Annotated in this window: 14 protein-coding genes and 1 other RNA gene; 8 read left to right on the forward strand and 7 right to left on the reverse strand. The window is 59.6% G+C overall.

The features are described 5' to 3' along the window. Positions 1 to 309: 309 nt before the first annotated feature. Positions 310 to 936, reverse strand: a complete 627-nt coding sequence (locus GGR28_RS17060) for a LysE family translocator (RefSeq protein ID WP_183497042.1) — start codon at positions 934 to 936, stop codon at positions 310 to 312. A gap of 1 nt (position 937) precedes the next feature. Further along, a complete protein-coding gene (bcp, locus tag GGR28_RS17065; protein WP_183497043.1) occupies positions 938 to 1396 on the reverse strand; it encodes a thioredoxin-dependent thiol peroxidase in 459 nt (152 codons plus the stop codon). A 53-nt stretch (positions 1397 to 1449) separates the two neighbouring features. Here bcp and GGR28_RS17070 point away from each other — a divergent pair, with 53 nt between their 5' ends. The 3 genes from GGR28_RS17070 (at position 1450) to GGR28_RS17080 (ending at position 3107) form a co-directional block, all read left to right on the forward strand. Beyond that, the gene (locus tag GGR28_RS17070; RefSeq protein WP_183497044.1) at positions 1450 to 1659 is read left to right on the forward strand and encodes a hypothetical protein; all 210 of its coding nucleotides are present in this window, start codon (positions 1450 to 1452) and stop codon (positions 1657 to 1659) included. Positions 1660 to 1711: 52 nt separating this feature from the next. Then, positions 1712 to 2602, forward strand: a complete 891-nt coding sequence (locus GGR28_RS17075; protein WP_183497045.1) for an ROK family protein — start codon at positions 1712 to 1714, stop codon at positions 2600 to 2602. A 97-nt stretch (positions 2603 to 2699) separates the two neighbouring features. Continuing rightward, positions 2700 to 3107 carry a cupin domain-containing protein gene (locus GGR28_RS17080; protein ID WP_183497046.1) on the forward strand — a complete coding sequence of 136 codons (408 nt, stop codon included), beginning with the start codon at positions 2700 to 2702 and terminating at the stop codon, positions 3105 to 3107. Between the two features lie 31 nt (positions 3108 to 3138). Here the strand turns inward: GGR28_RS17080 and GGR28_RS17085 are convergent, their stop codons facing one another. Then, a complete protein-coding gene (locus tag GGR28_RS17085; protein WP_183497047.1) occupies positions 3139 to 4731 on the reverse strand; it encodes a sulfatase in 1593 nt (530 codons plus the stop codon). On the opposite strand from GGR28_RS17085, the gene GGR28_RS17090 reads away from it, so the two are divergent. After that, positions 4730 to 4930: a hypothetical protein gene (locus GGR28_RS17090; protein ID WP_183497048.1), complete on the forward strand. Its 201-nt coding sequence runs from the start codon at positions 4730 to 4732 to the stop codon at positions 4928 to 4930. The two genes, GGR28_RS17085 and GGR28_RS17090, sit on opposite strands and share 2 nt — an antisense overlap. A gap of 147 nt (positions 4931 to 5077) precedes the next feature. Here GGR28_RS17090 and rnpB read toward each other — a convergent pair. Next, positions 5078 to 5473: RNase P RNA component class A (gene rnpB, locus GGR28_RS17095), an RNA gene on the reverse strand. 43 nt (positions 5474 to 5516) lie between these two features. On the opposite strand from rnpB, the gene crtD reads away from it, so the two are divergent. Together crtD and GGR28_RS17105 are read left to right on the forward strand one after the other, a co-directional pair. Then, positions 5517 to 7013 carry a 1-hydroxycarotenoid 3,4-desaturase CrtD gene (gene crtD / locus GGR28_RS17100; protein WP_183497049.1) on the forward strand — a complete coding sequence of 499 codons (1497 nt, stop codon included), beginning with the start codon at positions 5517 to 5519 and terminating at the stop codon, positions 7011 to 7013. A gap of 72 nt (positions 7014 to 7085) precedes the next feature. Then, positions 7086 to 7796 (forward strand): OmpA family protein, encoded by a 711-nt coding sequence (locus tag GGR28_RS17105; protein WP_183497050.1) that lies wholly within the window; start codon positions 7086 to 7088, stop codon positions 7794 to 7796. Between the two features lie 48 nt (positions 7797 to 7844). Here GGR28_RS17105 and gatA read toward each other — a convergent pair whose 3' ends face one another. Beyond that, positions 7845 to 9263, reverse strand: a complete 1419-nt coding sequence (gene gatA, locus GGR28_RS17110) for an Asp-tRNA(Asn)/Glu-tRNA(Gln) amidotransferase subunit GatA (RefSeq protein WP_183497051.1) — start codon at positions 9261 to 9263, stop codon at positions 7845 to 7847. Positions 9264 to 9406: 143 nt separating this feature from the next. Further along, complete coding sequence (locus GGR28_RS17115; protein ID WP_183497052.1) at positions 9407 to 10729, reverse strand: MATE family efflux transporter; 1323 nt, start codon at positions 10727 to 10729, stop codon at positions 9407 to 9409. A gap of 166 nt (positions 10730 to 10895) precedes the next feature. Here GGR28_RS17115 and GGR28_RS17120 point away from each other — a divergent pair, with 166 nt between their 5' ends. Both GGR28_RS17120 and GGR28_RS17125 read left to right on the forward strand, forming a co-directional pair. After that, on the forward strand, positions 10896 to 11471 hold the full coding sequence (locus GGR28_RS17120) for a hypothetical protein (protein WP_183497053.1): 576 nt from the start codon (positions 10896 to 10898) through the stop codon (positions 11469 to 11471). A 58-nt stretch (positions 11472 to 11529) separates the two neighbouring features. Beyond that, positions 11530 to 12249, forward strand: coding sequence for a glycoside hydrolase family 25 protein (locus GGR28_RS17125; protein WP_183497054.1), 720 nt, complete (start codon positions 11530 to 11532; stop codon positions 12247 to 12249). Positions 12250 to 12252: 3 nt separating this feature from the next. Here GGR28_RS17125 and GGR28_RS17130 read toward each other — a convergent pair whose 3' ends face one another. Further along, the gene (locus tag GGR28_RS17130) at positions 12253 to 13353 is read right to left on the reverse strand and encodes a homoserine O-acetyltransferase family protein (protein ID WP_183497055.1); all 1101 of its coding nucleotides are present in this window, start codon (positions 13351 to 13353) and stop codon (positions 12253 to 12255) included. Positions 13354 to 13425: the final 72 nt, after the last annotated feature.

Here is a 13425-nt window from a genome sequence, read left to right on the forward strand (position 1 = left end):
AAGATGATCCGGGTCCTGTACACGTGCCTGAAGAAAGACGTTACGTATGACAAAAAAGTCCATGCAGGACTTGCGTAGACAATAGTAAACAGATTGCCTGCGGCAGACACAGATTCGCTGCGCTCGATCACAGATTTTCTCGGATTGCCTGCGGCCTTCCGCCCAGCTGACATCTACTGGAGTAGCCGCTAAAAAATCTGCGCAAATCTGCGACCGAATCCGTTCGAATCTGCGTTAAAACAAAGTCTGCGAAATCTGCGACCAAAATCTGCTTAAATCTGCGTTGGAAAAAATCTGCCTAGAAAAATTCTAAAACCACACCCGCGCCGCCAGCAACACCCCAAACAGCCCCAGCGCCACCGCCCCGGCCCGCTGCGCCCGCAACATCATCGCCGGTTTCAGGAAAGCACGCAGCTTACGCGCGCCCAGCACCTTGCAGGAATCAGCGATGACGATGGTCACCATAATGCCGCCGTATATCGCCAGGGCCTCCGTAGATAGCAGATCGCGGTTGTGCACTTGCGTCACCACGAAGGTCGACCAGAAAAATGCCGTGAAGGGGTTGAGGGAATTCACCGCGAACCCCTGGGCCCAGGCGCTCAGCAGTCCCCGCCGCGTAGGCAGTATTTTCTTACCCTTGATGCTCGGTGGTTTTCGGTACCACATGATGAGTCCGACGCCGAGCAGGAGTACCGAGCCCACCGTGCCGATGATCTCGTTGAGGTACTGGTAGTCTAGCAGGCGCTCCAGGCGGCCCAGTCCGAAATGGGAAGCGGAGATGAAGGCCAGGTCGCTGGTCCAGATCCCCAGTGCCGCAGCAAAACTCGCCAGGGTGCCCCGCCGCAGACTCAACTGAATCAGCAGCACCACGAGCGGTCCCACCAGCAGCGAGAGCAGCAAGCCGGCCCTTACACCTTCCCAAACGAACCAGATCAAATTAAGCGGTTTCCATTAACTGAGCGGCGTGAGATTTGGTATCGACCTTGGCAATAACCCGTTCGATCTTACCGTCTCCGCCGACCACGAAGGTAGTGCGGTGCACGCCATCGTACTCCCGGCCCATGAATTTCTTCGGCCCCCACACCCCGTAAGCGTCCATAATGGAGTGATCTTCGTCGGCAAGTAACGGCATCGGAAGGTCGTACTTGTCGGCAAATTTTTGGTGTTTCTTCACGGGGTCGGGGCTCACACCAAGCAGTTCGAAGCCCTGTTCCCGGAGCTCGGAATAGTTATCCCGCAGACTGCAGGCCGCCGCCGTACATCCCGGCGTATCGTCTTTTGGGTAAAAAAAGATCACCAGACGCTTGCCCGCGAAATCAGCCAGAGAAACCGTCGAACCATCCTGAATGATCCCGGTAAAGGAAGGGGCGACATCGCCCGCTTTAAGTGTAGTCATGGCACTTGAAACAAGCACTCCTCCCTGGGGTTCAGATAGCCAAACCCTCCGCCGTGCCCGTCAAGACCCTCCTCGTCGCCCTCGCCGTTATCCTGCTCGCAGTACTCATCTACCGCCCCATCCTCCGGATCGCCCGCGAGGATATGGTCACCCGCAAGCAGGCCGGACTGGGAAACAGTGTCGTGTACGCGGTATTACTTTTTCCCATCGTCGGGCCCTTACTTTACCTCCTCGTCCGCAAAGGCTTCCTGCCCAAAGCATAGGGGCGGGACCTCGGAAAGCTATCGGGGGTGCGATAGTCAAAAATCAAGCGCAATGAAATTTGGAATTGACCTCGGAGGAACAAAAATCGAAGGGGTCGTCCTCGACGAGCAGGGCAACGTAGTGGAGCGCCGCCGCATCCCTACGGAGCGCGAGGGGGGCTATGACCACATCCTCTCCCGCATCGCCCGCGTGGTCACGGAGATGGAAACAGCCACCGGCGTCATCGCCGAATCCGTCGGCATCGGCACCCCCGGTACCATCGATCCGCCCACCGGACTGATGAAGAACAGCAACACCGTCGTACTCAATGACCGACCCATCGGCCGCGACCTGGAACGCCTCATCGGCAAACCCCTCACCCTGGCCAACGACGCCAACTGTTTCGCCGTGGCCGAAACCCTGATGGGCTGCGTACCCGAACAAGTGCCGGATGCCAGGGTAGTTTTCGGCGTTATTTTAGGTACCGGCACCGGCGGCGGCGTTGTCGTCAACGGCAAGATCATCGGCGGTGCCCAGGGCATCGGTGGGGAGTGGGGACACACCTTTCTTGACCACTCCGGGGGCTACTGCTACTGCGGCCGCGTGGGCTGCACCGAGCAGATCCTCGCCGGTCCGTCCCTAGAGCGCTACTACCTGCGGATGAGCGGCCGGTCTCTATCGATGCGGGAGATCGTTCCCCGCTACCGTTCCGGAAACGACCCCGCCGCCACCCGTACGTTGGAACGCTTCTTCCACTACTTCGCCAAGGGCATCGCCAACATCATCAACGTCCTCGACCCCGACGCGATCGTACTCGGCGGCGGCCTCGGCAACATCGACGAGCTCTACACCCACGGCGTCCCCCAGGTGGTCGACCACCTCTTCAACCCCCGCATGGACACCCGCTTCCTCCGCCCCAAACTCGGCGATTCCGCCGGCGTTTTCGGCGCCGCCCTCCTCTAGTACAACGCTGGCTCCCGGCAGCGACAGTACAATGCTGCCTCCCCCGATAGCTATCGGGGCGATAACCCCCAATCTCCGACAGCCAAACAACCCAACCATGCCCAACCCCCAAAAACCCTCCATCCCCTACTGGCACGTCTACACCGACGCCGACGGCATCAGCAGACAAAAGCAGGAACACCTCACCGATTTCGACCTCGAAAGCATGGGCGGCAGCTCCGGCGAGCAGTGGAACAACAAACTGGAAAAGGGCGAAATGCAGGTCATCTTCAGCGAGCTACCCGCCGACTTCAACGGCGACTGGCACGAAAACCCCGCCCCCCAGTGGATCATCCCCCTCTCCGGCGGCTGGTGGGTGGAAACGATGGACGGCACTCGTGTGGAAATGCGCGCGGGGGAGATCAGCCTGGGGGAGGATCAGGGGACGAATGGGGGAAAGGGGCATAAATCCGGGGTGCTCGATAAACAGCCCTGCCGCATGATGATCGTGCAGAAGAAGGGGTGATGGTGGTGGTTCCCGGCATCCTGCCGGGGCGTTACCGCTGCCGGGAGGCAGCATCGGGCTGGCTGCCCCACCAATCTGCGTTGGGCTGATAGTCCGCCTGCAACATTTCCGTCCGTCCGGCTTCGAGTTGCTGCATCTTAGTGACGCGCCAGAAACGGTCCTTTTCATCCGCTCGTTGCTGATCGAACTCGGGGTCTACTTCCGGAAACCGGGCACCCCGCTCGGTGAGAAAGTCATTGAGGGAGGCGTACAGGGAGTCTGCTTTCGCCTGATTGTTTTCGAGCACATTCTCCTGTTCCTCAGGGTCGCTGGCTAGGTTGTAAAGCTCATTACTTCCGTCTTCCCAGTAATGGATCAGCTTCCAGTCGCCGGCAACGATCACGCTGCTGGGATCGCCGCCCTGGTTGCCGTAGTGCGGATAGTGCCAGTACAGCGATCGTTCCGGCAGGTCCTCCCCGTTCATCAGTGGCGTAAGGTCGCTGCCATCGAATTCCTGGGTAGGCTGAACCGAAAGGCCCGCCAGTGACACCAGGGTAGGGTAGAGGTCCGCTCCGGTCACCCGGGTTTCGACGGAACGTGCAGCGTACCGGTCACCGGCCCGTACGAAAAGCGGTTCCCGCGTGCCCCCCTCCCACTGGTAGCCCTTGCCGCCACGCAGAGGTAAATTGCTGGTAGAATAGGAATCTCCGCTGGATACCCCGCCGTTGTCGGAAGTGAAAACCACGATGGTGTTATCGGCAATGCCGAGGCTATCCAGCGCATCGAGCACCAGCCCGACCGCCGCATCCATCTGCGCAACCAGCCCGGCGTAGACCGGGTTGTCCTGCTCGATCCGGATGGGTAACCGCCGCTCCATCTCAAATCCGTGATCGGCTACGCTCCCCTCCACGGCCTTGTCGCGGTAGTGACGCCAGTAGGCCTCCGTGGTCTGGATCGGAGCGTGGACGGCATAAAAGCTGAGCATCGCGAAGAAGGGCGTATCCCGTTCGGCTACGATGAAGTCTTTGGTTTCATCCGCCAGCCGCATAGACAGGTTCTCCCCCGGCCGCCGGTTAGGCAACTGCGGATTATCAAACGGATCGAAGTATCCACCCCCCGGAGACCCCGTATGGTTGCCCCCTACGTTGATGTCGAAGCCGTGATCGGTAGGCGTGCTGCCCTCCCCACCGAGGTGCCACTTGCCGCTAAAGAAAGTACGGTACCCATTTTGCTTAAACGCCTCCGCCAGAGAGGTCGCCTCCGCCGGCAATTCCCGCACATAATCGGGGGGCAGGTGGGTCGTAAAGCGGTTGTTGTTGCGCCAGTCCGCTCCGGATCGTGCGCCGATCCAGTCGGTGATGCCGTGAGTGGCGGTATACTGCCCCAGCATGATGGTTGCGCGGGAAGGGCTGCACACCCGGCTACCCGCATAAGCCCGCTCGAAGCGCACACTGCTCGCCGCCAGGCGATCCAGGTTCGGCGTCTCGTAATATTCCGATCCCGTTGCGCCCAAATCGTGGAAGCCCAGGTCGTCGGCCAGAATAAAGACCACGTTCGGGGGCCGCTCCTCGGTAGTTTCAGTTTGGGTGGCTTCACTGCCGCACCCGAGGAACAGGGCTACCCCTATCCACAAAAGCTTGTTCATGCTGCTAATTATTGGAGGACTAACATACGGAGACGGTGCAGAACCGTCAAGTCGGCGGACGAGCCTCGTGCCTCGGTCGGCCGACGACAAGCTACTCGGCGTGCAACGCCTCGACCTCGAATCCGTGCAAATCCGCGCCATCCGTGGTGAACCTCCCCCCGTTGCGCAGCAACCCTATCTCGTACCGGAGGCCGCTTGACATTACTCGGCGTGCAACGCCCCGACCTTAAATCCGCGAAAATCTGCGAACAAAATCTGCTTGAATCTGCGTTGAAAAAGTCTCAGACCAGAGGCCACTTGCCCTCAGGAAAAAACCAACGGCCCCCCTCCGAAGAAGAGAGCCGTCGGTGCAGTACGTTCCGATAAGCCGGGTTCTGTCGGTCCCGACTGAGTCGGGACGCTCCACCATTTATCTAGGCCGGCAATTGCTCACCGGCTCGATCTACCTACCCGCGTTCCTTCCCGATAGCTATCGGGAGACCGGGCCGGCCATAGAACGCTGTTTGGTATTTCAACCCACGGGGTTTACCTCCACCGGACATTGCTGCCCGACGGCGTGGGCTCTTACCCCACGATTTCACCCTTACCTTCCCGGCGAACCGGGAGTGGCGGTATACTTTCTGTGGCACTATTCCGTACCCCTTCCGAGGAAGAAGCCCCGGCCGTTAGCCGGCGTGGTGCCCTACGTTGCCCGGACTTTCCTCTTGACCGTAAACGAACAAGCGGTGGAGTGGACGCACTGCAAGAAAGATAAACCCTTTACGCCCCCTACGGTTTCCCCCACCATGAAAACCGCCGTAATCGGAGCAGGCATTGCCGGACTCGCCGCCGCCGTCAGACTGGCCGCCGTGGGCCATACCGTCGATGTATACGAAGCCAACGACGGTCCCGGAGGCAAGCTCACCGAATTCTCCCTGCCGGGCGGCTACCGCTTCGATTTCGGCCCCTCCCTGTTTACGATGCCGCAGTACGTCGACGAGCTCTTCGCACTCGCCGGCGAGAACCCCCGCGACCACTTCAATTACACCCGTCTGCCCGAGGTCTGTCGCTACTGGTGGCCCGACGGCACCCGATTCACTGCTCCCGCGTCCACCGCCGACCTGGTACGTTCCGCCGCAAAGACCTTCGACGTGCCGGAACAAGCCATGCAAGATTTCATGGACACCGCCGCCCGCAAGTACGAACTCACCGGCCGCACCTTCCTGGAAAAAAGCCTCCACAAAGCGAGCACCTGGCTGGATCCCCAGGTCGCCTATGCCATGCTCAAAATTCCGGGCCTCGACCTCTTCAAAAGCATGCACGAGGTACACGAAGCGGCACTAAAGGATCCCCGCCTCGTCCAGCTTTTCGATCGCTTCGCGACCTACAACGGCAGCAATCCCTACAAAGCACCCGGCCTGCTGTCGATGATCCCCCACTTCGAACACCACTTCGGCGCCTACCTACCCGCGGGGGGGATGTACGATATCGCGACGAGCATCTACGAACTGGGGCAACGCCTGGGCGTCCGCTACCACTTCAACCAACGGGTAGACAAAATAGAACGGGCGGGGGCGCAGGTGCAGGGTATCCGGGTAAATAGCAAGCTAATCCGGTACGACACCGTCGTCTGCAACATGGACGTCTGGCTCGCCTACGAACGCCTACTCCCCGAAGCAAAGCGACCCAAACTCACCCTCCACCAGCAAAAAAGCACCAGCGCCGTCATCTTTTACTGGGGCATCGACCGGGAGTTTCCGGAGCTGGGGCTGCATAACATCTTTTTCAGCCAAGACTACGCCAGCGAATTTGCCAAGCTAGAGCGTGGCGATCTGAGCGACGACGTCACCATCTACGTCAACGTCAGCAGCAAACTGGTCCCCGCAGACGCCCCCCCCGGTCACGAAAACTGGTTCGTCATGGTGAACGCACCCGCGGATACCGGCCAGGACTGGAATGCCCTGACGGCCCGACTGCGGAGTCGCGTAGTCACTGCTTTAGGAAAATACCTTGTACCCGCGTCCCCGCCCGAATGGCTTGAACGACACATTACGGCGGAACGCACGGTAGGCCCCCCCGACATCGAGCGGCTCACGGGCAGTCACCAGGGCGCGCTGTATGGCACCAGCAGCAACAATCGAATGGCGGCCTTCCTGCGGCATCCCAACTTCAGTCGGGAGATCAGTGGGCTCTATTTCCTCGGCGGCAGCGTTCATCCGGGGGGCGGGCTACCCCTTTGTTTGCTTTCGGCCCGTATTGTAGCCGATCTGGTCGGTCGCCGGGATACGATAACATCCCCTTAAGGAAAGGTGACCAAACATGGAGCAATCGCACAGTGTTTTAGGGTATGATTAGAACCCCTAACCACACTTGATATGAAAACAATAATAAAATCTTTTCCCCTCTTTCTACTGGCTCTCATGCTGGTTTTTGCTACTGGCTGTAACACCAGCAGAGCCGTTAAGGGCGGTGCTGCCGGCGGTGCCGTAGGCGGCGTGATCGGTGGTGCCATCGGCAAGAACAACGGCAGCGGCACGAAGGGTGCCATCATTGGCTCGGTCATCGGCGGTGCCGCAGGTGCCGTCATTGGCGACTACATGGATAAGCAGGCCAAGGAGGTCGAGCAGATCGAAGGTGCCGAAGTAGCCCGCGTAGAAACCACCACGGAAGACGGAGAAACCGTAACCAGCGGCTACACCATAACCTTCGATAGCGGCGTGCTCTTCGCTTTCGGTAAGTACTCCCTCACGGACGCAAGCCGCATCGAGCTGCAAAAGATGGCCGACGTATTCAAGAAATACCCCGATACCAACATCAAGATCGACGGCCATACCGACAACGTAGGCAGTGACAACAGCAACCAGCGCCTCAGTGAGCAACGCGCCGCTAGCGTAGCCGACTACCTGACCAGCTTGGGCATCGACCGTACCCGCATGACCACCGAAGGATTCGGTGAAACCCGCCCCGTAGAAACCAACGATACCGACGCCGGCCGCCAGGCCAACCGTCGCGTAGAAGTTGCCATCACCCCGACCGAGCAACTTCAGCAAAAAGCGGAAGAAGGAACCCTCACCGTTCCGGAGTAGACTTTTAAAACCTTACTATTAGTAGCGGCGTACTCAAGCGGTACGTCGCTATTTTTTTGTCCGGCATACAAACGAAAGCAGCTCCTCTTCCTGCCAGAGGTCGGCCATAAGCTGGTAGCCTACGGGCAGGTGGTCTTCCGGATCATTGCCGGCGGGAATGGCGATGGCGGGTAAGCCGGCGAGGTTAGCCAGTACGGTGTAGATGTCAGCGAGATAATTGGCGACCGGGTCATCGATCTGCTCGCCCACGGGCCAGGGTTGACTGGGCGAGACGGGCATGAGGATGAAATCGTAATCGGCCAGAATACCCCTTAGTTGCTCCTGAATCACGCGGCGGGCCCGCTGCGCCTTCCCGTAGAAAGCGTCGTAGTAGCCGCTACTGAGTACGAAGGTGCCGAGCAAAATGCGCCGTTGGACTTCAGTGCCGAATCCCTCCGAGCGACTCTGCTTATAGGTTTCCTCCAACGTCTCCGCCTCCGCACTGCGGTAACCGTAGCGCATGCCATCGTAACGACTCAGATTACTACTGGCTTCCGCGGTGGTAAGGACGTAATAGGTCGGCACCACGTAATCGAAGTAATCAAAAGTGACCGGCTCCACGGTATGGCCCGCATCGCGCAGCTCTTTGAGGGCGGACTCGGTGGTTTGGCGGATCACGCCGTCCACTTTTTCGTTTTTCAGGATATCGGCGAAATAGGCGATGCGTTTGGGACCTTCGCTTGTCGCCTTGCTGTAGAGGGGGACGGGTCGGTTGGGAGCGGTAGCGTCGAAGTTGTCCGCCCCGGCCATTAGCTCCAGTCCGAGCGCAATATCGGTGGGGTCGCGGGCCAGCAAACCGATCTGGTCGAAGCTGCTCCCGTAAGCGATAAGGCCGTACCGGCTGATGCGGCCGTAGGTGGGTTTGAAGCCGTACAGTCCGCAGAAAGAGGCCGGCTGCCGTACCGATCCCCCCGTACTCGAACCCACCGCCATCAGACAGGTGTTCGCCTGCACCGAAACCGCCGCTCCGCCGCTGCTTCCCCCCGGCACCCGGGCCGGATCGGCCGCATTGCGGGTGGGGCCGTAGTGGCTGTTCTCGTTGCCGCTGCCCATGGCAAATTCATCGCAGTTGGTCCGCCCGATAACGATGGCATCCTCATCCAACAGGCGCTGCAGGGCCGTAGCCGTATAGGGGGAAACGAAGTCCTCCAGCATCGCCGATCCCGCACTCACGCCGTGGCCCGCATAGCAGATCACGTCCTTGATGCTCAGTACAATGCCGGCCAGTCGCCCCAGCTTTGCTCCCGCGCGCCGCCGCCCGTCCTGCTCCCTTGCCCGATCGAGCGCTTCGTCCGCAAAGACCTCCACATAAATATTCAGGTAACGCTGGTCTCCGATACTCGCCAGATAACGCTCCACGAGTTGTACGGTAGTGACCTCTCCGGCATCGAGGGCAGACTGGGTAGTGGCGATGGAAGGGTAGAACATGGGTGTAAGGTAATTAGTACGGTAGTAGAATAGTACGGTAGTACAGTAGTACTCCATCAGCAACTACCGTACTAATCGACTACCGTACTAATCGACTACCGTACTACCCGACTACCGTACTACCCGACTACCGTACTACCGTACTACCGTACTAACCCCCTCCTCCACCACACCCACTGCATCCCCGCCCGGAGCATCATGAAGAACAGCAGACTTCCCCACAGGCCCCAGTTACCGAAGTGTTGTCCGATAAGGTAGTAGCTGAGCAGGTAGCCGGCGAAGGCCAGGAGCATGGTCTGTCGCATGGCGCGGGCTGCGGTGAGGCCGACGTAGATGCCGTCGAAGAGGTAGCAGGGAGTCGCCAGGATGCAGAATAGGACGACGATCGGAAGATAGTAGTACGCCGCAGCGAGGGTGTCGCCGGCGCTGGCTTCAGGGGCGAACAGGGAGAGGAGCTTGTAGCCCCCGATCCAGTAGGTTGCCGCATAAACGCACGCCAGTCCCATGCCCCATCCGAAGAGCAGGCGGATCACCCGGCGAAGGTGTTCGGGTTGCTTGGCACCGGCGTACTTTCCTACCAGGCTTTCCGCGGCGAAGGCGAATCCATCGATGCCGTAGCTGAGCCAGTTGACCAGTTGCAGCAGGATGACGTTGGCCGCTACGGTAGCCGTGCCTACGTCTAGGGCATTGGCCCGATTGTAGAAAAAGGCGAAACTGAGGGTGAGGAAGACCGTCCGGATGAAGATGTCGCGGTTGATGCGGAAGAACGCCCCCAGGCTTACGCTACTTGCTTGGCGGGAACGCAGGTGCAAGGCAGACCAGTGCAGCGGCCAATCTTTGGTACGGTACCCGCCGTAAACCAGGAAGCCGAAACCCAGTAGCAACCCCAGATACTGAGCGGCCACCGTACCCCACGCTACCCCCGCAATGCCCCAGCCGGCGACGGCCACGAGGTAGTAGCTCAGGGCCAGATTGGCGGCGTTGACGACGAGGGTAAGCACCAGCGGCCACACGGCATTCTGGCGCCCGAAGAACCAGCCCAGCAGCACCATTTGCAGTAGGGCCGCCGGCGCGGCGAGGATGCGGATGAAGAAGTACTCCTCCACCAGCGCGATCTGATCGGCGCGAATATTGAGCAGCCACTCGGTGAATTTGACCAGGGGAACCTGCAGCGCCATCAGGGTCACGCCGATTGCCAGGGCGAGCAGGGCTCCACGTACGAGGGCCTGGGATTGCTCGGGTCCACTCCCGCGCCCGTACGCCTGGGCGGTAAGGCCCGTGGTGCCCATCCGCAGAAAGCCGAAGTTCCAGTATACGAAGTTGAAGGCCATGCTGCCCAGTCCCACCGCCGCGATGTGGGTGCCGCCGAGACTGCCCATCAGGGCCGTATCGAAGCTGGAGATCAGCGGTACGGATACGTTGCTGAGGATGTTGGGGACGGCAAGGCGGAGGATCTCCCGGTTCATTTTCACTCCGCGAAGGTCGCTACCCGCCGGGAACTGGAACGAAACTTACAATGTGGATGAGAACAATGCGTTATCCTACCACCGAGGGTGTTTAACCTACCCTTAAGCAACCGGAGCTTTCTCCATCGCGTCTTATCTCCGATCTTACTGGTTAAATCCTCGCCCCATGAAACCCACCGTACTCCCGTATTTCTTCCTGGCATTTGTCCTGTTTCTCTGGACGGGCTGTAAGGAAGACGACGCCACCGTCCTCACCACCCTGAACTACGACGGCCCCAACGTCACTGCCCCCCAACTTCCGCCCGGAAAGAATCTGTTTGCCGCCTACTTTCCCCCCGCGGAGACCCAGCCGTACATAGGGCGCACCATGGACCGCATCACCTTCTATCTCACCCAGATCCCGGAGGCCACCAGCGTAGTGGTGTTCGCCGAGGGGCCCGACGACCGCACCCCCGGCGCCGAGCTGTACCGCAAGAACCTTACCGCTCGCATCAACACTACGGAGTGGATCGAGGATCGCCTCATCCCCGGTATCGAAATTACCGGCGAAGGGCTCTGGCTTGCCGTCGAGGTTGAACTGGCTGACGGTCAACCCTTCTCCGTCGGCTGTGATGCCGGCCGGACGTACGATCCTAACGGAGACCTTCTACTGCTCTCTACCGCTACCCAGTGGACCGGCTTTCGCGATCTCAACGGCGAGCGGGTCAATTGGAACATCCGGGGGGTACTCGCCGAGGAGTAAACCGGCTTTGCGGTTTTTTCCGTAAATTAGATATTTAGCACTTCGTCTCAAACCTGTTTTGCACCGCCTCATCACCATATTGCCCCTATTAGCCACCCTAGTGCTCGCTTCGTGCGAACGCGCGGGCGTTAGTGAGCGCTACGAGATCAGCGGCATCGACGTAAGCCGCTACCAGGGGGTAATCGACTGGGATAGCGTCGCCACGGCAGGACACGATTTTGCCTTCATCAAGGCGTCCGAGGGCTGGAACCACCGCGACCTCGCCTTCCGTGCCAACTGGATGGAGGCCGGCCGCGTAGGAATGCGCCGGGGAGCCTACCACTTCTTTCTGCCCCACACCAGCATCGAGCGGCAGCTGAGCAATTACATCGATCTGGTCAAGCTGCAACCCGGCGATCTGCCCCCCGTACTGGACGTCGAAAGCCGCGGAGACCTTACCGGGCCCGAGCTAGTTACTCACGTTCGGGGTTGGCTCGAGCTGGCCGAAGCCCACTACAGCGTCAAACCCATCCTTTATACCGGCCTCAATTTCTACAACCGCAACCTCGCCGGCCAATTCGACGATTATCCCCTCTGGCTGGCCCGCTACGACGATCGGGAACCAGTGACCGTATGCGGTCGGGAATTTCAGTTCTGGCAGTTTACCGACGGCGCGCAGTCCCCCGGAATCGTAGGCAGGGTAGATCAAAATGTTTTTTTGGGCACCATCGCCCAGCTCGATGCACTGTGTATGCCCTGGCCGTCGCTCCACGAGGATACGCTGGTCGCCAAGAAATAACCGCTACACCTCCTCGGAACCGGGTACCGCGAACTTGCGGCCCGTGAGTCCGTCCGTAAACGCCCGCTTGGTGGTGGAATCGATCCGTAATTGATCGCTGAGGAAATCCGCTAAAAATTCCCCGATCTTGACCGATTCGGTGAGGAAGCCGTCGTGACCGTAATCGGAATGCATCACCTCCAGCCGGCTGTTGGGAATGTAGCGACTCAGAATGCCCTGCTCCTCGATCGGGAAGAGCAGATCGGTATCGATGCTGATCACCAGGGTGGGGGAGCTGATTCTACTCAGGGCTGCGGCAACTCCTCCACGGCCCCGCCCGACATTGTGGGTATCCATACCGCGCGACAGGCCGTAGTAGCACACCGGGTCGAAGCGTTTCCACAACTTGTATCCCTGGTACCGCTGGTAGCTGCTGGCGCGAAAATCGTCGAATACCTCTTCGTCGGAATTGGACTGCGAGCTTACGTAGGTGCGGTAGTGGCGATAACTGAGCATTGCAATCGCACGGGCTGCTTCCAGGCCCAGCTTGCCCGCATCCGGCGCGTCCGTACCGAGGGTAGTATCCGCGCGCAGGGCCATACGCTGACTCTCGTTGAAGGCAATGCCCCACGCGGAATGACGGGCGTTGGTAGCCAGTACGCACAGGAGACCGAAGCGATCCGGCTCGGCACAGGCCCATTCCAGGCAGTGTTGTCCGCCCATGCTGCCCCCCATCAGAAGTCGAATTTTACCGATTCCGAGGTGACCGGCGATGAGGGAGAAAAAGCGAGCGTTGTCCTTGGTCGTGATCAAGGGAAAATCGAGACCATACGTTCTCCCCGTTTCCGGATTATAGCTCAGCGGACTGGTGCTTCCATAACTGCTCCCCAACATATTGACGCACACCACGAAATACTTCTCCGGGTCGATGGTGCATCCCGGTCCGACGAGCCCCGGCCACCAGTCCTGGCAGTCGCTGTTGGCCGTCAGCGCGTGACAGATCCAGATGACGTTGTCCCGTGCCGCGTTCAGCTCACCGAAGGTGTGATACGCCGCGGTAACCCGGGGCAGCACCTGACCGGACTCCAACTCAAAGGGGTGATCTATGTAAAGGTATTTGGTCATGGTCGGGGTATGGGGTCAATGAGTGAATTAATTGATGAGTGAATGAGTGGGTTGATGCACTCATCCACTCAT

This window comes from Neolewinella aquimaris (genome assembly GCF_014197245.1).
GTDB lineage: Bacteria > Bacteroidota > Bacteroidia > Chitinophagales > Saprospiraceae > Neolewinella > Neolewinella aquimaris.

Excerpts from the sequence above, each read along its gene's own strand:
- bcp (WP_183497043.1), bottom strand. The coding sequence starts at position 1,396 with ATGACTACACTTAAAGCGGGCGATGTCGCCCCTTCCTTTACCGGGATC.
- GGR28_RS17075 (WP_183497045.1), top strand. The coding sequence starts at position 1,712 with ATGAAATTTGGAATTGACCTCGGAGGAACAAAAATCGAAGGGGTCGTC.
- GGR28_RS17080 (WP_183497046.1), top strand. The coding sequence starts at position 2,700 with ATGCCCAACCCCCAAAAACCCTCCATCCCCTACTGGCACGTCTACACC.
- GGR28_RS17090 (WP_183497048.1), top strand. The coding sequence starts at position 4,730 with ATGCTGCTAATTATTGGAGGACTAACATACGGAGACGGTGCAGAACCG.
- GGR28_RS17085 (WP_183497047.1), bottom strand. The coding sequence starts at position 4,731 with ATGAACAAGCTTTTGTGGATAGGGGTAGCCCTGTTCCTCGGGTGCGGC.
- crtD (WP_183497049.1), top strand. The coding sequence starts at position 5,517 with ATGAAAACCGCCGTAATCGGAGCAGGCATTGCCGGACTCGCCGCCGCC.
- GGR28_RS17105 (WP_183497050.1), top strand. The coding sequence starts at position 7,086 with ATGAAAACAATAATAAAATCTTTTCCCCTCTTTCTACTGGCTCTCATG.
- gatA (WP_183497051.1), bottom strand. The coding sequence starts at position 9,263 with ATGTTCTACCCTTCCATCGCCACTACCCAGTCTGCCCTCGATGCCGGA.
- GGR28_RS17115 (WP_183497052.1), bottom strand. The coding sequence starts at position 10,729 with ATGAACCGGGAGATCCTCCGCCTTGCCGTCCCCAACATCCTCAGCAAC.
- GGR28_RS17120 (WP_183497053.1), top strand. The coding sequence starts at position 10,896 with ATGAAACCCACCGTACTCCCGTATTTCTTCCTGGCATTTGTCCTGTTT.
- GGR28_RS17130 (WP_183497055.1), bottom strand. The coding sequence starts at position 13,353 with ATGACCAAATACCTTTACATAGATCACCCCTTTGAGTTGGAGTCCGGT.